Annotated in this window: 18 protein-coding genes; 9 read left to right on the top strand and 9 right to left on the bottom strand. The window is 67.0% G+C overall.

Features of this window, described 5'->3' with window-relative positions:
- The first annotated feature begins 88 nt into the window (after positions 1-88).
- Positions 89-1111 (top strand): pteridine-dependent deoxygenase, encoded by a 1023-nt coding sequence (locus tag ABE464_RS12630; RefSeq protein WP_346472243.1) that lies wholly within the window; start codon positions 89-91, stop codon positions 1109-1111.
- A gap of 471 nt (positions 1112-1582) precedes the next feature.
- On the opposite strand, the gene cydB is transcribed toward ABE464_RS12630, so the two are convergent.
- The 3 genes from cydB to ABE464_RS12615 form a co-directional block, all read right to left on the bottom strand.
- Complete coding sequence (cydB, locus tag ABE464_RS12625) at positions 1583-2596, bottom strand: cytochrome d ubiquinol oxidase subunit II (protein WP_179459714.1); 1014 nt, start codon at positions 2594-2596, stop codon at positions 1583-1585.
- 1 nt (position 2597) lies between these two features.
- The gene (locus tag ABE464_RS12620; RefSeq protein ID WP_346472242.1) at positions 2598-3995 is read right to left on the bottom strand and encodes a cytochrome ubiquinol oxidase subunit I; all 1398 of its coding nucleotides are present in this window, start codon (positions 3993-3995) and stop codon (positions 2598-2600) included.
- 133 nt (positions 3996-4128) lie between these two features.
- Positions 4129-4752, bottom strand: a complete 624-nt coding sequence (locus tag ABE464_RS12615; protein ID WP_346472241.1) for a hypothetical protein — start codon at positions 4750-4752, stop codon at positions 4129-4131.
- A 291-nt stretch (positions 4753-5043) separates the two neighbouring features.
- Here ABE464_RS12615 and ABE464_RS12610 point away from each other — a divergent pair, with 291 nt between their 5' ends.
- From ABE464_RS12610 to hemF, 5 genes are read left to right on the top strand one after another with little or no spacing between them, the layout of a single operon-like run.
- A complete protein-coding gene (locus ABE464_RS12610) occupies positions 5044-7410 on the top strand; it encodes a S9 family peptidase (RefSeq protein ID WP_346472240.1) in 2367 nt (788 codons plus the stop codon).
- 7 nt (positions 7411-7417) lie between these two features.
- Positions 7418-7858: an NUDIX domain-containing protein gene (locus ABE464_RS12605; protein ID WP_346472239.1), complete on the top strand. Its 441-nt coding sequence runs from the start codon at positions 7418-7420 to the stop codon at positions 7856-7858.
- Positions 7859-7888: 30 nt separating this feature from the next.
- On the top strand, positions 7889-8488 hold the full coding sequence (locus ABE464_RS12600) for a hypothetical protein (protein WP_346472238.1): 600 nt from the start codon (positions 7889-7891) through the stop codon (positions 8486-8488).
- 51 nt (positions 8489-8539) lie between these two features.
- A complete protein-coding gene (locus ABE464_RS12595; protein WP_346472237.1) occupies positions 8540-10180 on the top strand; it encodes a hypothetical protein in 1641 nt (546 codons plus the stop codon).
- A gap of 52 nt (positions 10181-10232) precedes the next feature.
- Positions 10233-11129 carry an oxygen-dependent coproporphyrinogen oxidase gene (gene hemF, locus ABE464_RS12590; protein WP_346472236.1) on the top strand — a complete coding sequence of 299 codons (897 nt, stop codon included), beginning with the start codon at positions 10233-10235 and terminating at the stop codon, positions 11127-11129.
- Here hemF and ABE464_RS12585 read toward each other — a convergent pair whose 3' ends face one another.
- Positions 11130-11603 (bottom strand): YetF domain-containing protein, encoded by a 474-nt coding sequence (locus tag ABE464_RS12585; protein ID WP_123729821.1) that lies wholly within the window; start codon positions 11601-11603, stop codon positions 11130-11132. It abuts the gene before it with no gap.
- Positions 11604-11960: 357 nt separating this feature from the next.
- A complete protein-coding gene (gene polA, locus ABE464_RS12580) occupies positions 11961-14732 on the bottom strand; it encodes a DNA polymerase I (RefSeq protein WP_346472235.1) in 2772 nt (923 codons plus the stop codon).
- A gap of 97 nt (positions 14733-14829) precedes the next feature.
- Here polA and ABE464_RS12575 point away from each other — a divergent pair, with 97 nt between their 5' ends.
- Entirely contained in the window at positions 14830-15111 is a 282-nt protein-coding gene (locus ABE464_RS12575; RefSeq protein WP_123729819.1) for a DUF2782 domain-containing protein, read from the top strand.
- Positions 15112-15193: 82 nt separating this feature from the next.
- Positions 15194-15433 (top strand): hypothetical protein, encoded by a 240-nt coding sequence (locus ABE464_RS12570; RefSeq protein ID WP_259261951.1) that lies wholly within the window; start codon positions 15194-15196, stop codon positions 15431-15433.
- Between the two features lie 41 nt (positions 15434-15474).
- Here ABE464_RS12570 and ABE464_RS12565 read toward each other — a convergent pair whose 3' ends face one another.
- The 3 genes from ABE464_RS12565 to ABE464_RS12555 form a co-directional block, all read right to left on the bottom strand.
- Entirely contained in the window at positions 15475-15921 is a 447-nt protein-coding gene (locus tag ABE464_RS12565) for a universal stress protein (RefSeq protein WP_346472234.1), read from the bottom strand.
- Positions 15922-15996: 75 nt separating this feature from the next.
- The gene (locus tag ABE464_RS12560) at positions 15997-16566 is read right to left on the bottom strand and encodes a sugar O-acetyltransferase (protein ID WP_346472233.1); all 570 of its coding nucleotides are present in this window, start codon (positions 16564-16566) and stop codon (positions 15997-15999) included.
- A gap of 49 nt (positions 16567-16615) precedes the next feature.
- Positions 16616-16873: a hypothetical protein gene (locus ABE464_RS12555; protein ID WP_346472232.1), complete on the bottom strand. Its 258-nt coding sequence runs from the start codon at positions 16871-16873 to the stop codon at positions 16616-16618.
- A gap of 214 nt (positions 16874-17087) precedes the next feature.
- Between ABE464_RS12555 and ABE464_RS12550 the strand changes: the two genes are divergently transcribed.
- Positions 17088-17819, top strand: a complete 732-nt coding sequence (locus tag ABE464_RS12550) for a ThuA domain-containing protein (protein WP_346472231.1) — start codon at positions 17088-17090, stop codon at positions 17817-17819.
- Here ABE464_RS12550 and ABE464_RS12545 read toward each other — a convergent pair whose 3' ends face one another.
- Positions 17820-18374, bottom strand: coding sequence for a hypothetical protein (locus ABE464_RS12545; RefSeq protein ID WP_346472230.1), 555 nt, complete (start codon positions 18372-18374; stop codon positions 17820-17822).
- Positions 18375-18476 lie beyond the last annotated feature (102 nt).

The raw sequence follows: 18476 nt of genomic DNA, 5'->3' as shown, positions 1-18476 counted from the left end.
TCGACAGCGTCCGGGACCGGACGCGGTGCCGAGAAAGGTGCGCACGCTATCATGACATTCTCGGCACTGGCAGCATTCACATTCTGAAATGAGCAACACGATCAACACCGCAACGGCCCCGGCAGTCGCTTCCCCGTCCTCCGGACCCGCGTTGTTCCGTGTGGCCTATCTCCCGGCGGCGCAGCGTGATGCCGCCCTGGCCGATCCGTGCACGCTGGCGGTCTTCGGCTTTGGCCTGCACCACGCCGCGCTGGAGGACCCTCGCTGGCTGCACGTGCCGCTGGCCGAACAGGGCCCGGCGCAGATCGAGGTCTGGCGCGGTGGCATCCCGGTCGAGCACGGCATCACCGAGGGCGTGCGCTGGTCGCACACCGACAGCGTGTTGTTCGGGGTGCTGGAGATCGACGAGGTCGACAGCGATATCGAGTCGGCCGCCGCCGAGGCCTACGCCCGGATGAGCACGTTCCTCGCGCGCTGCGGTTATCCGCACCTGCTGCGGACCTGGAACTATCTCGACGCGGTGACCGAGGGCGATGGCGATGATGAGCGCTATCGACGTTTCTGCGTGGGCCGCGTGCGGGGCCTGCGGGAGCTGGATGAGGCCGCGTTGCCGGCGGCAACCTGCATCGGTCGTTTTGACGGTGTGCGCCGGCTGCAGGTGTATTGGCTGGCAGCGCGCGAGCCGGGCCAGCCGCTGGAGAATCCGCGCCAGGTGAGTGCGTTCCGCTATCCACGCCAGTACGGGCCGCAGTCACCAAGTTTTTCGCGGGCGCTGCTGCCGCCGTTGGCGACGGGCCTGCCGTTGCTGCAGTCCGGGACGGCGGCGATCGTGGGGCATGTGTCGCAGCACACGGGGGCGGTGGATGAGCAGTTGCGCGAGACGCTGAGGAATCTGCAGAGTCTGGTGGATACGGCGCGCGGTCAGCGGCCGTCGCTGTCACCGGTGCTGGGGTCGACGTCGGTGCTGAAGGTGTATGTGCGTCGGGCGGAGGATGTGGCGGCAGTGGCGGCGCAGATGGCGGCGCTGCCGACGGCGCCGCCGTTCGTGGTGGTGCATGCGGAGGTGTGTCGGGCGGAGTTGCTGGTCGAGATCGAAGGGCTGCACGGCTGAGTCAACAGCGTTGGTTTGCCGGGCGTGCCTGGCCTGGGTCGGTGTGGGTGGGATGTCGGGACCCGCTGCAAGTACGTCCTTGTAAGCTCATGTGTTGCCATCCATGGCAACACATGGTCCCGCCACCCCACCCACACCGCCCCTTCGACAGTTGGCTGGTGCGCATCGGAAAGATCAACAGCAGGTCGAATCGGCCGCCTGACGTTTCTTCTTGATCAATCAAACAGCTTTCATGCTGGGGTAGAGCCGACCGTTGGTCGGCTGCTCTTGACCCGTTTTTATGCGGTTGACTCTTCCCGCCGCCGAGGCAGAACTGTCCGGGTCGAGGGATGCCAGCCCATGCCGGGACCGTCGGGCGCCAAGGATGGCGCCCGTCGAGCCCCCAGGGATGGGTTTACGGCGTGTCCCGGCATGGGCTGGCATCCCTCGCCCCACACGGAACAGTGACTCGCGGCAAGCGGTCACACTGCCTCAGTGATACCCCACATCCGCCCGCACCTTGCCGCGGAACACCCGGTACGACCACGCCGTATAGCCCAGGATCACCGGCAGCAGGATCACCAGCCCGACCAGGCTGAAACTCAGCGACGAGGCCGGCGCGGCGGCCTGCCACAAGGTCATGCTCGGCGGCAGCAGGTACGGCCACATGCCCAGCACCAGGCCAATGAAGCCGAGCACGAACAGGGCCAGCGTCAACAGGAACGGCGGCAGGTCGCGCTTGGGATGCATCGCGCTGCGCCACAGCGCGGTGGCCACGGCCAACGTCAGCAACGGCACCGGCGAGAGCCACCAGAAATTGCCATCGCTGAACCAGCGTGCCATCAGGCGCGAATCCAGGAACGGCAGCCACGCGCTGACCAGGCCCATGAACACGATCACCGCCACCACCAGTGGGCGGGTCAAAGTGCGCGCGAAGGTCTGCTCACGGCCTTCGGTCTTGAGGATCAGCCAGGTACTGCCCAGCAATGCGTAGCCGAACACCACCGCTGCACCGGTCAGCATCGAGAACGGGCTGAACCAGCTGAACGCGCCGCCCACATAGCGGCCATCCACCACCTGCAGGCCCTGCACCAGGGCGCCCAGGATCACGCCCTGCGCGAAGGCGGCCAGCAGCGAGCCCAGGCCGAACGCCACGCTCCACAGCCTGCGCGAACGGTGCGCCTTGAAGCGGAACTCGAACGCCACGCCGCGGAACACCAGTGCCACCACCAGCAGCAGCACCGGCAGGTACAGCGCCGACAGCAGCGCGGCGTAGGCCTTCGGGAAAGCGGCCATCAGCCCCGCGCCGCCCAGCACCAGCCAGGTTTCGTTGCCGTCCCAGATCGGGGCGGCGGTGTTCATCATGATGTCCAGCTGTTCTTCATCCTCGGCCATCGGCGCAAGGATGCCGATGCCGAGCACGAAGCCATCCAGTACCACGTACATCAGCACACCAAAGCCGATCACCGCGAACCATGCCACCGGCAGCCAGGTCGTCATCTCCATCTCAGCGCTCCTCCAGCGGTTCATCGGCACCGGACAGCGGCCGCGCCGGGGTGTGGCTGCCGGCATCCAGATTCGGGGCCGGCTCATGCGGCTTGGGACCGGTGCGGATGATCTTCACCAGGTACCAGACGCCCCAACCGAACACGAAGGCATAGCCGACGATGTACACGCCCAGCGACAACGCCGTCATCCACGCACTCTGTGGGCCCACGGCATCAGCCGTGCGCAGCACGCCATAGACCACCCACGGTTGCCGGCCCATCTCGGTCACGAACCACCCGGAGATCAGCGCGATGAAGCCGCTGGGCAGCATCCAGTTCCAGCCGCGGATCAACCAGCGTGACTGCAGCAACTTGCCGCGCCACCACTGGAACGCCGACACCCAGGCCAGCAGCAGCATCAGTGTGCCCAGCCCGACCATCACCCGGAAGGCGAAGAACACCGGCACCACCGGCGGCCGCTCGCTGGCGGGCACCGAGGTGAGCGGATCGAAAGTGCCGTCCAGCGAATGGGTGAGGATCAAGCTGCCCAGGCGCGGGATCGCGATTTCGTAGTCGTTGCGCTCGGCCTTTTCATTGGGCACGGCGAATACCACCAGCGGGACACCCTTGCCCTCGCCTTCCGAATGCCAGTGCGCTTCCATCGCCGCGATCTTCATCGGCTGATGCTTGAGGGTGTTCAGGCCATGCATGTCACCGACGAAGATCTGCACCGGCACGGTCAGCGCGGCAAAGCCCACTGCGGCCAGCAGCATCTTGCGGCCAGCTTCGCGGTGCATGTCCTTTCGCAGGTACCACGCGCCCACACCACCGATCACGAAGCAGGTGGTGATGAACGAACCCAAGGCCATGTGCGCCAGGCGGTAGGGGAAGGACGGGTTGAAGACGATCTGCCACCAGCTGTCCGGGTGCACGATGCCATCGACCAGTGTGTAACCGGCCGGTGTCTGCAGCCAGCTGTTGGACGACAGGATCCAGAACGTGGAGACCAGCGTGCCCAGCGCCACCATGCAGGTGGAGAAGAAATGCAGGCGCGGGGAGACCTTGCCCCAGCCGAACATCATCACGCCCAGGAAGCTGGCTTCCAGGAAGAACGCGGTGAGTACCTCATACGTCAGCAGCGGACCGATCACCGTGCCGGCCACCTCGCTCAGCCGTGGCCAGTTGGTGCCGAACTGGAAGGCCATGACGATCCCGCTGACCACGCCCATGCCGAAGGAGACCGCGAAGATCTTCTGCCAGAAGAAATACAGCTCGCGCCAGACCGGATTGCCGGTGCGCAGCCAGCGCGATTCGACAAAGGCCAGCCAACTGGCGGTACCGATCGTGAAGGCCGGGAACAGCACGTGGAAACTGATGACGAACCCGAACTGGATCCGGGACAACAACAACGCGTCCAAGAGACGCCTCCGACTGGCTTCTGGAATCCGCACCAGTCTGGGCCTGTATCCGTGAAAGGCACATGCGACCCGGTGACGCGCTGCTTCACTTTGTCGCAGGCGGCGGCGCGCGGCCCGCCGCCTGCAGTACCGCTCAGCGCTTGAACAGGCTTTCGTGCACCCAGCCGTCGTGGGTCAGGATCAGGGTGGCCTTGGAGGTCACGCTGTCCTGCGCGTGCTTGTCCAGCTCGGGGTAGGCGCTGCGCAGCGCGTCAGAACGCGCCCAATCGGCGCTGCCCTTGACCGTGTAGGTGTACTCGACGTGGGAGAGCTTGACCCCCATCAGCTCGCCCGGCTCGGTGAAATTGGTCACGTCCTGCACCTTGTAAGCCCCGCTGCAGAAGGCGGAGCGCTGGACCAGGGTCTTCGGCGCCTGGGCGACCAGGGCACTCTGGCCGACCGCCGTCGCGCGGTATTCGGTGGCGGGGCGGGTACTGCTGCCGAAGGGCTGCTTCACCTCGGTCGGGTGTGACGACAGCAGGCCCGCCTGGACCAGAGCATCGGCACGGGTCTTGTTCTGCGGGAACAGGTCCTGGTCGCCGAGGGTGAAGGGCACTTCGTTCGCCGGTAACGGGACACACAGCCCGGCCTGCCCGTCCAGATAGGCCTGGATGGCGCGGCTGAAATTGGCCTTGCTTGCATCGCGCGGATTGCCACAGGCGCTGAGCGCCACGGCGGCGCCGGTCAACACGGCTGCGCGGGTGATCATCTTGAACATCGGATCGCTCCTTGAATGGATGTCCCCCTTGGATCCCCGGGGGTCACAGCCACCGTAGGGAGCCGGTTCCGGGCTGTCGACGCAGCAGCGCCGCGGGGCCTGCCGCATCAGGCAGGGCAAGGGCCTCGTCGTTCTGCGATGTGTCGGGATCGCCCTCACCCCGCGCAGGCAGCCCCTTGGCGTCACGACGTTGCCGATGCTGGCGATGGGCCCGCGCCATGACCTGTGGCCCCCTCCCCCGGCCGTTGCGGCTGCTACGCTTGCCGGGTTTCCTCATTGGTGCCGCCCGCAATGCCCAGAACGCTGCCTTTGTCCTTGTTGCTGCTCGCCGCCCTCGGCGGCGCTGCCCATGCGGCGCCGACGCCGATCACCATCGAGCAGGCCATGGCCGACCCGGACTGGATCGGTCCGCCGGTCGAGAGCGCGTGGTGGTCCTGGAACAGCCAGCAGGTGGAGTACCAGCTCAAGCGCAACGGCAGCCCGGTGCGCGATACCTTCCGCCAGCCGATTGCCGGTGGCGTGGCCGGACAGGTTGGCGATGACCAGCGCGGCACCCTGGATGTGGACAGCCCGGTCTACGACAGCGCGCGCCAGCGCTCGGCCTTCGTGCGCAACGGCGATGTGTTCGTGCGCGACCTGCGCAGCGGCGCGCTGACCCAGCTGACCCGCAGCACCGAGAAGTCCAGCGCGGTCAATTTCGCCCGCGACGGCGGTGTGATCTGGCGCACCGGCCAGAACTGGTTCCATTGGACGGCCGCGGCCGGCGTGCAGCAGGTCGCCAGCCTCAAGGCCGAAAAGAACCCGGATGACGCACCCAAGGCGGACACGCTGCGCGAGCAGCAGCTGCGCACCCTGGCCACGCTGCGCAACGACCGCGCCCAGCGCGACGCGCTCAAGGCGCAGGAAGCCAGCTGGCGCCGCGCCGATGGCACGCGCGCACCGGGCCCGGTGTATCTGGGCGCGGATGTGGAGATCGTCGACAGCGTGCTCTCGCCGGATGCGCGCACCCTGATCGTGGTCACCAAGCCGAAGAGCTTCGATGACGGCCGCGGCGGCAAGATGCCCAAGTACGTGACCGAGTCGGGCTACGAAGAGTTCGAAGACACCCGCACCCGCGTGGGCCGCAACGATCCGGAGCCGAACGCGCTGTGGCTGGTCGATGCCGTCGCCGGCACGGTCAAGCCGCTGTCGTTGGACGGCCTGCCGGGCATCGGCACCGACCCGCTGGCCGCGCTGCGCAAGGCCGCTGGCAAGGACGCCCTCAAGGGCAACCGCCCGGTGGAAGTACTTGGTGGTCCCGGCGCGCCCGGCATCCGCTGGAGCGCCGATGGTCAGCAGGCCGCGATCATGCTGCGCGCCAACGACAACAAGGACCGCTGGATCGCCAGCGTGACCCCGACCAGCGCCAAGCTGGAGACGCGTCATCGCTTGACCGACAGCGCCTGGATCAACTGGAGCTTCAACGATTTCGGCTGGTCCAACGACAACCGTACGCTCTGGCTGCTGTCCGAAGAATCCGGCTACTCGCACCTGTACACCCAGCAGGGCACGGCCAGGCCGCAGGCATTGACCGGTGGCAAGTGGGAAACCTCGATGCCGGTGCCCAGCGCCGACGGTCGCGGCTTCTTCTTCCTGTGCAACCAGCAGTCGCCGGGCGACTACGAAGTGTGCGCGGTCGACACCGCCAGCAAGCAGGTGCGCGAGCTGACCTCGCTCAACGGCGTGGAGGACTTCTCGCTGTCCCCGGACGGCCAGCAGCTGCTGGTGCGTTACTCCGGTGCTTACCTGCCGACGCAGCTGGCCGTGGTGCCCGCCGCCGGTGGCCAGGCCAAGGTGCTGACCGACACCCGCACCGCCGAGTTCAAGGCGCGCGAGTGGATCCAGCCCAAGCTGGTGCAGGTACCGTCCAAGCACGGTGCCGGCGTGGTCTGGGCCAAGTACTACGGCCCGGAGGCCTTCGAGCCGGGCAAGCAGTACCCGATCGCCATGTTCGTGCACGGCGCCGGCTATCTGCAGAACGTCCACCAGCAGTACCCCGCCTACTTCCGCGAGCAGATGTTCCACAACCTGCTCGTACAGAAGGGCTACGTGGTGCTGGACATGGATTACCGCGGCAGCGCCGGCTACGGCCGCGACTGGCGCACGGCGATCTACCGCAACATGGGCCACCCGGAACTGGAAGACTACAAGGACGGTCTGGACTGGCTGGTCACCACCAAGCAGGGCGACCGTGACCACGCCGGCATCTACGGTGGTTCCTACGGCGGCTTCATGACCTTCATGGCGCTGTTCCGCTCGCCGGGCACGTTCAAGGCCGGCGCTGCGCTGCGCCCGGTGGTTGATTGGCACCAGTACAACCATGGCTACACCGCCAACATCCTCAACACCCCGGACATCGACCCGGAGGCGTACCGCAAATCGTCGCCGATCGAGTACGCCGAAGGCCTGCAGGATCACCTGCTGATCGCGCACGGGATGATGGACGACAACGTGTTCTTCCAGGACTCGGTCAACCTCACCCAGAAGCTGATCGAGCTGCACAAGGACAACTGGACGATCGCGCCGTACCCGCTGGAACGCCACGGCTATGTGCGTGCCGATTCCTGGCTGGACCAGTACAAGCGCATCCTCAAGCTGTTCGAAGAGAACCTGAAGTAATCCAGCGATGACGTCGGTTTCTACTGACGGACAGCACGCCGCGGCGACGATCGATATCGTCGCCGCGGTCGTTTTCGACGCCAGTGGCCATGTGCTGGTGGTGCGCAAACAGGGCTCGGACATTTTCATCCAGCCCGGCGGCAAGCCTGAGCCCGGTGAAGCGCCCTTGGTCGCCCTGGCGCGTGAGCTGCACGAAGAACTCGGGGTCGCCCTGGAACCTGACAGTGCTGTACCGCTGGGCCGGTTCGAGGCATGGGCGGTGCACGAAGCCGGGCACCGCGTACGGGCACATGCCTACCTGGTGACGGTCATCGGCATGCCCCGCGCACAGGCGGAAATCGCCGAACTTGCGTGGGTGCCGCTGCACCCGCCGCATGGAGTGCGCTTGGCACCGTTGAGCGCAGACCATATCCTGCCCGCGGCCGCGAACGCGGTGGCTGCGACCTAGACGTCACGGCCTGCCCAATCAGGACACCCGATGTCAGCCTCGCTTCCCCCGCAATTGCCCTCCTGCACGCCACGCCCCAGCGGGGATGGCGCGCCTGCCTTCCTCGCTCCGCTGCTCAAGTCCGTGCTGCTCGTCTGCGTGGCCTCGGCCGCGATGTGGGCGGTGCTGGCACTGATTGCCATTCCCGTGTCAGCCTCGGAGACGCTGCAGGCGCTGCTGGCCGATGAGGATTTCCACTGGCTGCCCGGCTCGCTGCGCTGGCTGCTCACCCACCCGGTGCTGGCCAACGTGCTGCTGTGCGTGTCGAGCCTCTTAGGCGTTGCCGCGTGCTGGGGCATGCTGCGTCGCTGGCGCTGGGCATGGGTCCTGTTCATCGTGGTGCTGGCGGTCACCGCCGTGCTCAACGTGGTCGCCGCGTGGCTGCTGGATGATGCGTTCCGCCACCTGCTGGCGCAGATACCCGATGACACCCTGTCGATCGAACTGCTCAAGCTGCGCAGTGAGCTGCGCGTACAGCGCGTGATCTGCAGCGGCCTCGCCGGCGTGACCGCACTGGCGTTCGCGGTGCTGCAGGGCTGGCTGATCGTGCGCCTGTGTGCAGCCGATGTGCGTGCGCTGTTCCGCCGTTGACCTGTTTCCCGCAGCGCCACGGTGCGCTGCACAACCTGCAAGGATGATCGTGTGACTGTTTCCCTCCCCTTTCTGCGCCGCCACGGCTGGCGCGCGACCCTGTTCACCCTGCTCACGGCGGTCAGCCTGCCGGCAGCGGCCCAGGCCGTCGTTTGTGGCACGTTCGTGGCCGAGGACAGCGGCACTACGCTGACCCTGCACAGCGCCAACGAGGGCGTTAGGCAGATTCCTGGCCAGGCACCCGAGCCTTACATCCTCAGTCGCATCGGTGACGAACTGAAGTTGGCCGACCTCGACAACGGCGGCGTCGGATCGCTGAACGTGCAGGAAGGCGGTCGCCTGCTCAGCGACCGCTTCAACGAGTATCGCTTGCAGAAGGCGGCTACCTGCCGCCGAGCGACGGTGTTTCCCGCGGCGTCGTGCCGGGCCGAAATCGGCACCTGCCTGAACGACACGCTCTTTGCCAGCAACGACCGCCTGCGGCAGTGGTGCCGTGAGGATGTCCCGGCCGCCTGCAAGCGCCTGCTTGCCAACTTCCAGACCGAAGCGCGCGAGGCCGACAGGGGGGGCGCGAGACAGAACATTGCCGCTGAGCCGCCCGAACCGGACGTCTGCAAGCCCGATTCCGCTCAGTATGACGAGGACGCCTGCCTGGAGGCCGCGCGCGACGCCGTGAGCCAAGCCTTTGCCAAGGCCCTGCTCGGTGGGCTCACCGCCGCCAAAGCATCGCCACTGCCCGCCGCGCAACTGGATGAGATCACCACGCTCTGCCAGGCGCAGACCGGTGGCACCTTCTGCGCCAAGGCCGCCGAAGCGCTGTGGGACGCTGGCCGCCTGGTTCCCGCCCGCGATGCGCTGCAGCGGGCCTGCACCCATGGCAAGGACCCGCGCGCCTGCGAGCGGGCGGCGCCGCTGGCCACGCTGGATGCCAAGGCGCTGAGCCCGCTGGCGGCCACCGCCCTGCCCTGCGGCAGCTACGTGGCCAGCCAGGGCCTGATGGACCACCTGCCGTTCGGCAATGGCGGCATGCTCGACAGCGGCTTCGGCGGCAAGCTGCGCGCGCGGCTGGTCGATGGCGACATCCGTGTGCGACACGATCAGGGCGACGACTTCGTGTTCAAGCGCCTGGCCAACGGCAACCTGATCGGCATGGACACCTGGAACCGCTTCAGTTACTACGAGCACACCGGCGAGGCGCAGCAGTGCAGCACGCCGGTGGTCTTCGTCGAGACCCCTCTGCCGCAGGATTGCCCGACGCTCGGCCGCGAGGGCGGTGCGCAGGCGTGCTGCGCGGCAGGCAAGTTGCAGGGCTGCAATGCCGCCGGCCACCAGCTGGCGCTGCGCAACCGCTGGGCCGAGGCGGCGCCCTTCTATATGAAGCTGTGCACCGCTGGCGTACGCGAAGGTTGCGAGAACCTGGCCAGCGTCTACGAGCACACCGGTGACGAGGCGCTGCCCGAACAGATGGCCGCCCTGTGCGCGAAGGACGGCAAGGGCACGCACGTCGCCTGCGATGTGTACGCGACCCGCAACTGGGGCCTGATGCAGGTCAGCGCCGGGCTGGAGCAGATCGCCGAGCGCATGACGGCCGAGGCTGAGGCGGATGCTGAAGCGGACGGCGATGAGGGCCCGGCCAATGCCCCTGCCACGACGAAGAACAGCAAGAGCAGCAACCGCAAAGGCGGCCGCTGAGCCCGCTTGAGCACACGCAGGCCGTGCACCGGCCTGCGGTAAAGTAGCGCCCATGAACGACTTCGACCGCGTCCGCGCGTATCTGACCGACCTCCAGGACCGCATCTGTGCGGCGATCGAAACCGCCGACGGGCAGGCCCGCTTCGCCGAAGATCTCTGGCAGCGCACGGAGGGCGGCGGTGGCCGCACCCGCATCCTGCGCGATGGCGCGGTGTTCGAGCAGGCCGGGATCGGGTTTTCCGATGTAGCCGGCACGCGTCTGCCGCCATCGGCCTCGGCGAACCGCCCGGAGCTGGCCGGCGCCTCCTGGCGCGCCACGGGCGTCTCGCTGGTGTTCCATCCTGCCAATCCCTACCTGCCGACCACGCACGCCAACGTGCGCTACTTCCGCGCTGAACGCGATGGCGTGGCAGTGGCCTCCTGGTTCGGCGGCGGCTTCGACCTCACGCCGTTCTATCCGATCGAGGAAGACGTGCGGCACTGGCATCAGGTCGCGCACGATCTGTGCGCACCGTTCGGTGAAGAGCGCTATGCGGCGCACAAGCGCTGGTGCGATGAGTATTTTTTCCTGCGCCATCGCAACGAGACACGCGGCGTGGGCGGCCTGTTCTTCGACGACCTGCACGGCGATTTCGAGCGCGATTTTGCGTATCTGCGTGCGGTCGGCGACGGTTTCCTGGATGCCTATCTGCCGCTGGTCGAGCGCCGCAAGGACACGCCGTATGGCGAGCGCGAGCGCGAATTCCAGCTGTACCGGCGCGGCCGCTATGTCGAGTTCAATCTGGTCTACGACCGCGGCACCCTGTTCGGGCTGCAGAGCGGCGGGCGCAGCGAGAGCATCCTGATGAGCCTGCCGCCGCGCGTGCGCTGGGAATACGGCTTCCAGCCGGAGGCCGGCAGCGATGAGGCGCGCTTGGCCGACTATCTGGTGCCGCGCGACTGGCTTTGATTACTTCTTCGGCACGATCGTGATGTGTCCGTTGATCTCCAGCACCGCCAGGGCGACGTCGTCGATGGTCAGGCAGCCCTGCTGACGCAGCGCGGCGTCCAGATCGGACGGGGTGACCAGCTCACGCTTGAGCACTGAATCGAGCACCTTGCCATCGCGCGCGATCAGTACCGGCTCGCCTTCGACCAGCGATTCGATGCGTCGGCTGCGCGTGGTCAGCCAGCCCACGCCGTAGTTGATCGAGATCAGCGTCGCTGCCAGCAGCAGGCCGCCGCCCAGTGACGTGTCCTGGCCCAGAAGCGCGTTCTGCACCGCGTTGCCCAGCAGCACGATCAGCAACACGTCGAAGGGGGTGATCTGGCCCAGCGCGCGTTTGCCGGACAGCCGCACCATGCCCAGCACCACCACGTACACCACCACCGCGCGAAGGATGAATTCCCACCACGGCATGGCCAATGCAAACAGGTCGCTCATCGTCTCTCCCCGACTGGTGCGGGCAGCATGGGCCGGCACCCGGCGCGAGGCAATGGTTGGGCGTCGCGGGCGGGCATTTCTCGGCGCCACAAATAAAAAGCCCCGCCAACCAGGGGGAGGTTAGCGGGGCCGGGGAACGGGCGCTTGGGGAGGAGCCCCCGTTCCGAGATCTGCTCCAGGGGATGGGAGAGATCCACAACAGGCATTGCGCCTGTCGAGGTCTATAAAAACACTCCGAACATTGATAGTTCGTGAAGGGGCCCAATTAATACTGGGCTCCTCCCGGAAACATTCATCCAACAGTCAGATTATCGGGAAGCAATGAACCAATTCAGCCTTTTGACTGTGATTCAGGCCTCAATGTGCCTCATCCCAGTTATCACCGACGCCCGCGTCCACCACCAGGGGCACGCGCAGCTCGGCTGCTGACGACATCAGCTCAACCACTTTCAAACGCAAGGTGTCGAGGAAACTGCTTTCGGTTTCGAACACCAGTTCATCGTGCACCTGCAGAATCATTTTGGCCTGGTCGCCGTGGTCCTGCAGCCAGTCGTCCACCTTCACCATGGCGCGTTTGATGATGTCCGCCGCGGTGCCCTGCATCGGCGCATTGATCGCCGCGCGTTCAGCACCGGCGCGCAGCCCCTGGTTGCGCGCGTTGATGTCGTTCAGGTACAGACGACGGCCGAACAGGGTTTCCACATAGCCCTGGTCACGGGCCTGCTGGCGCATCCGCTCCATGAAATCGCGCACGCCCGGGTAGCGGCTGAAATACAGGGCCACGTAGTCCTGGGCCTGACCACGGTCGATCCCGAGGTTGCGGGCCAGCCCGAACGCGCTCATGCCGTACATCAGGCCGAAGTTGATCGCCTTGGCGGCCCGGCGCTCGTTCGAGGTGACCTCTTCCAGGCTGCGGCTGAAGACTTCCGCCGCGGTCGCCCGGTGCACGTCCACGCCCTGCTCGAAAGCCCGCACCAGGCCGGGGTCCTCGGAGAGGTGGGCCATGATCCGCAGCTCGATCTGCGAGTAATCGCAGGCCAGGATCTTGCGGCCCGGCGGGGCCACGAAGGCGCGGCGGATGCGGCGGCCGTCCTCGGTGCGGATCGGGATGTTCTGCAGATTCGGGTCCGATGAGGACAGCCGACCGGTGGCGGCGCCGGACTGGTGGTAGCTGGTGTGCACCCGCCCGGTGTCCTGGTTGATCATCTCCGGCAGCTTGTCGGTGTACGTACTGCGCAGCTTGGCCAGCCCGCGGTACTCCAGGATCACCCGTGGCAGTTCATGCTGCTCGGCGATCGCCTCCAGCGCCTCTTCGTTGGTGCTGGGCTGGCCCTTGGGGGTCTTCACCAGTGCCGGCAGTTGGAGCTCGTCGAACAGCACGGCCTGCAGCTGCTTGGGCGAATCCAGGTTGAAGGTGCGCCCGGCCAGTTCGGTCGCCTTCTGCTGGGCGGCCAGCATGCGCGAGCCCAGGTCCTGGCTCTGCCGGCGCAGTTCGGCCATGTCGATATGCACGCCGTTGGCTTCGATCCGGGTCAGCACCGGCACCAGCGGCATCTCGATGTCGCGGTAGACGCTGTCCAGCGAGGGCGTGGCCTGCAGTTGTGGCTGCAGCGCGTGGTGCAGGCGCAGGGTGACGTCGGCATCTTCGGCGGCGTAGCGGCAGGCTTCGTCCAGGCCCACCTGCGAGAACGAGATCTGCTTGGCACCCTTGCCGGCCACCTCCTCGAACTTGATGGTGGTGTAGCCCAGATAGCGCATCGCCAGCGAGTCCATGTCATGGCGCGTGGCGGTGGAATTGAGCACGAAGCTCTCCAGCATGGTGTCGTCGTGGTACCCCTGCAGGTTCACGCCGTGGCGGCGCAGCACGTGCAGGTCGTACTTGCCGTGCTGGCCAAGCTTCTTCTTGGAAGGGTCTTCCAGCGCCGGGCGCAACGCCGCCAGTACCTGCTCACGCGGCAGCTGGGCCGGCGCGCCGGGGTAATCGTGACCGACCGGGATATAGGCCGCCCGGCCCGGCTCGACCGCCAGGCTGATGCCGACCAGGTTGGCGCGCATGGCGTCCAGCGCGTCGGTCTCGGTATCGAAGGAGATCAGATCCGCATCGGCCAGGCGCTGCACCCAGGCATCGAGCTGCTCGGTGGTCAGCACCATCTCGTACTCGCCTGGGGCGGAGAGCGCCGGATCGACCGGCACCACTGCCTCATCCGCCGTGGCACGGGCATAGCCGGCCGCTGTGCCACGCAGGCTGACCGGGGCATCGCTGGCAGCGGCCGGGGCGGGCACGGGGCCACCCAGCTCTTTCAGGGCCTGGGTGAAGCCGTAACGCAGGTACAGGTCACTCAACGACGGGACGTCCGGCTCGCGCAGCGGCAACGTCTGCGCCGAGACCTCCAGCGGCACGTCGGTGCGGATCGTGACCAGCTCGCGGTTGAGCGGCAGGCGCTCCAGCGCGGCGCGCAGGTTCTCGCCGATCTTGCCCTTCATGGTCGGCGCCGCCGCCATCACCCCCTCCAGGTGCTGGTATTCGGCCAGCCACTTGGCGGCGGTCTTGGGGCCGCACTTCTCCACGCCGGGCACGTTGTCCACGGTGTCGCCCATCAGCGCCAGCAGGTCGACGATCTGATCGGCGCGCACGCCGAACTTCTCCATCACCGCCGCGTCCGAATCCATGCGGCTGCCGGTCATGGTGTTGACCAGTTCGATGCCCGGGCGCACCAGCTGGGCGAAGTCCTTGTCGCCGGTGGAGATGGTCACCTGCAGGCCATCGCGGTGGCCCTGCAGGGCCAGCGTGCCGATCACATCGTCGGCTTCCACGCCGGGGACGCGCAGGATGCTCAGGCCCAGCGCCTCGACGATGCGGCACATCGGCTCGATCTGCGGGCGCAGGTCGTCGGGCATCGGCGGGCGATTGGCCTTGTAGTCGGCGTACAGGTCGTCACGGAAGGTCTTGCCGGGCGCATCGACCACGAAGGCGACGTACTCGGGGCGCTCCTTCAAGGTGGCGCGCAGCATGTTGACCACACCGAACAGCGCGCCGGTGGGTTCACCGTGTGCGTTGGTCAGCGGCGGAAGCGCGTGGAACGCGCGATACAGGTAACTGGACCCGTCAATCAGGACTAATCGGCTCATGTGACGATTCTACGCGCCCGGCCCTGACCGTCGTCGGCACCGGCCTCACGATCCATCGGGCATAATCGGGCCCTCTTCGCCCAAGGACTCCCGGCCCATGAAGATTCTGTTGCTCGCAGGCGTGCTCGCGCTGGCTGGCTGTGCCACCGGCGGTGGCGGCAGGCCCCCGGTCGATGTCACCGGTGCCGATGTGGTCAAGACGGTCCAGGACAACGGCGACACCATCGAGGAATACCGGGTCGGCGGCCAGCTGCGGATGGTCAAGGTGACCCCGTCGCGCGGTGCCCCGTTCTACATGTACGACCAGAACGGCGATGGCCGCATGGACGGCGACAAGGACGGCGTCTCGCCGGTGTACTGGAAGCTCTACAGCTGGTGATTGCGGGCGTCGACCGCGCTGCCGCCCCGTGAACGCACGGGGTCGGCCGGGCGGCGACCCCTTCCCTGCCCGCCCCCGCTCGATGACCACACCCGAACGTCGCCACGATCCGAATCCGGCCCAACTGCGCGCCGGCCTCACTGCAGAGCAGCGCCAGGCGGTGGAGACGCTGGAGCATTTCGGCTGGCAGCTGCGCTTCGTGCGCCGCCCGCTGTTCCGTGATCCGATCCCGGTACTGTTCGACCGCAGCGGCGAGCGTTATGTCGTGCTGCAGCCGGATGGCACGCTGGATGAATCGCAGACGTTGAAACTGCGCGACTGAGGGGCACTGCCGGCCGCCGGCCGGCACTACACGTTTCTCCGTTATCGGATGACCAGTACCGGTACGGTACTGCGTGCCAGCACTTCGGCGGTCTGGCTGCCGAGCAGCACGCGGGTGACGCCACGGCGGCCATGCGAGGTCATCACGATCAGGTCGCTGCCGCGTTCGGTGGCGGTATCGATGATGCCGTCAGCGGCATAGCGGTCCAGCACATGCACGGTTTCCGTGCGCAGGCCCTGCGCTTCGGCGGCAGCCTTGGCCGGCTGCAGCACCTTCTGCGCGGTCTCCTCGCGATCGGCTTTGTATTCGGGCGTGTTCATGTAGCCCACGCTCCAGCCCATCGCGTCGTACATGCCGACCGCCCATGGCTCGGAGACGGTCACGATATCGACCTCGGCATTGAGGTCTTTGGCCAGCTCCAGACCCTTGGCCAGGCCTTTCTCGGCCAGCTCCGAACCATCGGTGGCAATCAGGATGCGCTTGTACATGGCAGAGCTCCTTGGGGTGGGCAATGGGAACATCACCATTGCACACCCGATGTGGACGCGATGCCTTGAGTTGGATCAATCGCCGTGGGCGCGTGCACGCACCACTCGCGCCGGGTTGCCGACGACGGTCGCGCCAGCCGGCACATCGCGGGTGACCACGCTGCCCGCCCCGACCACCGCATCATCGCCGATGCTGACGCCGGGCAGCACGATCGCGCCGCCTCCGATCCAGACATTGCGCCCGATGCGGACCGGCTTGGCCGACTCCAGGCCTTCGGCCCGTGCCTGCGGATCACGCGGATGATCGGCGGCATAGATCTGCACTGCCGGACCGATCTGGGTGCCATCGCCGATGCTGACCTCGGCCACGTCCAGGATCACGCAGTTGTAGTTGAGGAACACGCCCTGCCCCAGGCGGATGTTGTAGCCGTAATCGCAGTGGAATGGCGGCCGGATCACCGCACCCTCGCCGACCGCACCGAGCTGCTCGCGCAACAGCGCGCGGCGCACGGCCGGGGTTTCGGCCAGGGCGGCGTTGTAACGGACCATCCACACCTTGGCCGCGGCCATGTCGGCCTGCAACTCGGGATCACCGGGGCGGTAGGGCAGCCCGGACAGCATCTTTTCCTTTTCACTCGGACTCATAGGGCCTCCATCAGACAGAGGCCGATGATGCCGGTTGCGTGTTCGACTGTCAGCGCGTGCGGCGACGCGTGCCCAGCAGCGCGACCACCGCGAAGACGATGCCGCTCAGCCAGAACCACAGTGTTGCCTGGCCGATGCACACCACGCTGGGCTGCGGCTGGCAGCGCAGGCGCAGCAGATCGAAGTCGCCACCGTCGGCCAGGCAGACCTGCGCGTTGTGGAACAGGGCCAGCACCGGCTCGGCCCAGCCTGCCGACCATGTCAGCAGAACCAGTGCAGCAAGCAGATACGGAATTCCCTTGTTCACGAGTGCGCTCCCAGCGGACAGGGGCAGACTCTGGGCGCAGGCCCGGGGTGCGACAAGCGCCACGCGACGAACTGTGTGAAATCCGGGATGAGTCGGGGGCGATCCGGGATGAAGTGTGGCGGCCTGGCCCACCCCCACCCGGATCGCGCAGGCTTGTGCTGCCTGTGCTGCAGCGCAGGACGGCGACGGGCAGCGCCCGTGACAGACTTCACGCATGCCTCGCCTGCCCATCGCCCTGCTGTGTGCGCTGCTCCTGCTGCCGATGCCGGGCCTCTCGGCCGCGGCCGGTCCGGACCGCGTCCTGATCTTCACCCGCACCGCCAAATTCCACCACGACTCGATTCCGGTGGCCGTGGTGACCCTGCGTGAGCTGAGTGCCGAGGTTGGCATGACGGCGGATCAAAGCGACGATCCACGCGATTTCCGCCCCGACAATCTCGCCCGCTACCGCGCCGTGGTCTTCGCCAATACCACCGGCGATGTACTCGATGCCACGCAACAGGCCGCGATGGAGCAGTTCATCCGCAACGGTGGCGGTTTCATGGGCGTGCACGCCGCGGCCGACACCGAATACGACTGGCCGTGGTACGGCGAACTGGTCGGCGCGTGGTTCCACAAGCACCCCGAGGGGCTGCAGGACACGCTTGTGCAGCCTGAGCGTGACGGCAAACCGTCAGGCCCGGCGTGGCCGATCCGCGATGAGCTGTACAACTACCGGCGCAATCCGCGTGGGAGGGTGCAGGTCATCGCGACGGTGGACGAAGCGCGCTACGACGGCGGCACCATGGGCGTCGATCATCCCATCGCCTGGTGCCGGCCCTTCGATGGTGGCCGCAGCTGGTACACCGGGCTGGGCCACGATGCGGCGGTGTATGCCGACCCGAATGTGCGGGCGCAGCTGCGCCGTGGCCTGCGCTATGCAGCAGGCCACGCGCCGGACTGCTGATCAGGCGGTACGCACCACGCGTGCGCCCTGGCACAGCGGGTAGCTCGCCAGCAGATCGGCGATGCGCGCGTGCATCGTGTCGAACGAGGCGCCATACAGATACAGCGCGGTCTCGGTCGGGCCCTGCCACCAGCTGCAGATCTCGCCATGGCCTTCGATGCGCTCGACGATCTGTTCGAACACATAGTTCGAATCGCACTGTTCGTAGACCTCATCGGGCAGATCGGTGCCGTTGAGATACAACGCCAGGCCTTCGGTGACGCCGAACGGCTGATCGGGGGCGCCTTCGCGCTGGATCAGCGAGCCCTTCGGCGCTCCCAGCTGCTCCAGCAGCTCGATCACGCCAGGCAGCGAGGCCGGATCGTTCAACGCGACCTCGATATCGCCGTAGTCCACTTCGCCGTCTTCGGTCAGCGCGGTGCCGCCGCCCGTGATCTCGCCCAGCTCGGCGCTGCCCAGCAGCGCATCGAGCGGATCTTCGAACAGCTCATGGCGATGCTCGGGCTGGAGCCTGGCATTCAATTTGACGGTGAGGTGCAGCGGCGAATCGGTCATGGCGGGGGCCTGCGCGAAAGGAATGCCGCCATTGTAGTGGCGGGGGGGGGGCGGGCAGGCGCCAACCCCCGGGCCACGGCCACCCGCCCCCCGGGGGGCCGA

It is taken from the genome of Stenotrophomonas sp. TWI587, from assembly GCF_039674145.1.
Lineage (GTDB): Bacteria > Pseudomonadota > Gammaproteobacteria > Xanthomonadales > Xanthomonadaceae > Stenotrophomonas > Stenotrophomonas maltophilia_AY.
Note: the sequence above shows the minus strand (reverse complement) of the source record. Positions and strands in the feature narration are given on the sequence as shown.

What these genes read in the sequence shown, in the direction of transcription:
- ABE464_RS12610 (WP_346472240.1), top strand. Translation starts at nt 5,044, where the DNA reads ATGCCCAGAACGCTGCCTTTGTCCTTGTTGCTGCTCGCCGCCCTCGGC.
- ABE464_RS12575 (WP_123729819.1), top strand. Translation starts at nt 14,830, where the DNA reads ATGAAGATTCTGTTGCTCGCAGGCGTGCTCGCGCTGGCTGGCTGTGCC.
- ABE464_RS12545 (WP_346472230.1), bottom strand. Translation starts at nt 18,374, where the DNA reads ATGACCGATTCGCCGCTGCACCTCACCGTCAAATTGAATGCCAGGCTC.
- hemF (WP_346472236.1), top strand. Translation starts at nt 10,233, where the DNA reads ATGAACGACTTCGACCGCGTCCGCGCGTATCTGACCGACCTCCAGGAC.
- ABE464_RS12570 (WP_259261951.1), top strand. Translation starts at nt 15,194, where the DNA reads ATGACCACACCCGAACGTCGCCACGATCCGAATCCGGCCCAACTGCGC.
- cydB (WP_179459714.1), bottom strand. Translation starts at nt 2,596, where the DNA reads ATGGAGATGACGACCTGGCTGCCGGTGGCATGGTTCGCGGTGATCGGC.
- ABE464_RS12600 (WP_346472238.1), top strand. Translation starts at nt 7,889, where the DNA reads ATGTCAGCCTCGCTTCCCCCGCAATTGCCCTCCTGCACGCCACGCCCC.
- ABE464_RS12585 (WP_123729821.1), bottom strand. Translation starts at nt 11,603, where the DNA reads ATGAGCGACCTGTTTGCATTGGCCATGCCGTGGTGGGAATTCATCCTT.
- ABE464_RS12550 (WP_346472231.1), top strand. Translation starts at nt 17,088, where the DNA reads ATGCCTCGCCTGCCCATCGCCCTGCTGTGTGCGCTGCTCCTGCTGCCG.
- ABE464_RS12615 (WP_346472241.1), bottom strand. Translation starts at nt 4,752, where the DNA reads ATGTTCAAGATGATCACCCGCGCAGCCGTGTTGACCGGCGCCGCCGTG.
- ABE464_RS12605 (WP_346472239.1), top strand. Translation starts at nt 7,418, where the DNA reads ATGACGTCGGTTTCTACTGACGGACAGCACGCCGCGGCGACGATCGAT.
- ABE464_RS12565 (WP_346472234.1), bottom strand. Translation starts at nt 15,921, where the DNA reads ATGTACAAGCGCATCCTGATTGCCACCGATGGTTCGGAGCTGGCCGAG.
- ABE464_RS12560 (WP_346472233.1), bottom strand. Translation starts at nt 16,566, where the DNA reads ATGAGTCCGAGTGAAAAGGAAAAGATGCTGTCCGGGCTGCCCTACCGC.
- polA (WP_346472235.1), bottom strand. Translation starts at nt 14,732, where the DNA reads ATGAGCCGATTAGTCCTGATTGACGGGTCCAGTTACCTGTATCGCGCG.
- ABE464_RS12630 (WP_346472243.1), top strand. Translation starts at nt 89, where the DNA reads ATGAGCAACACGATCAACACCGCAACGGCCCCGGCAGTCGCTTCCCCG.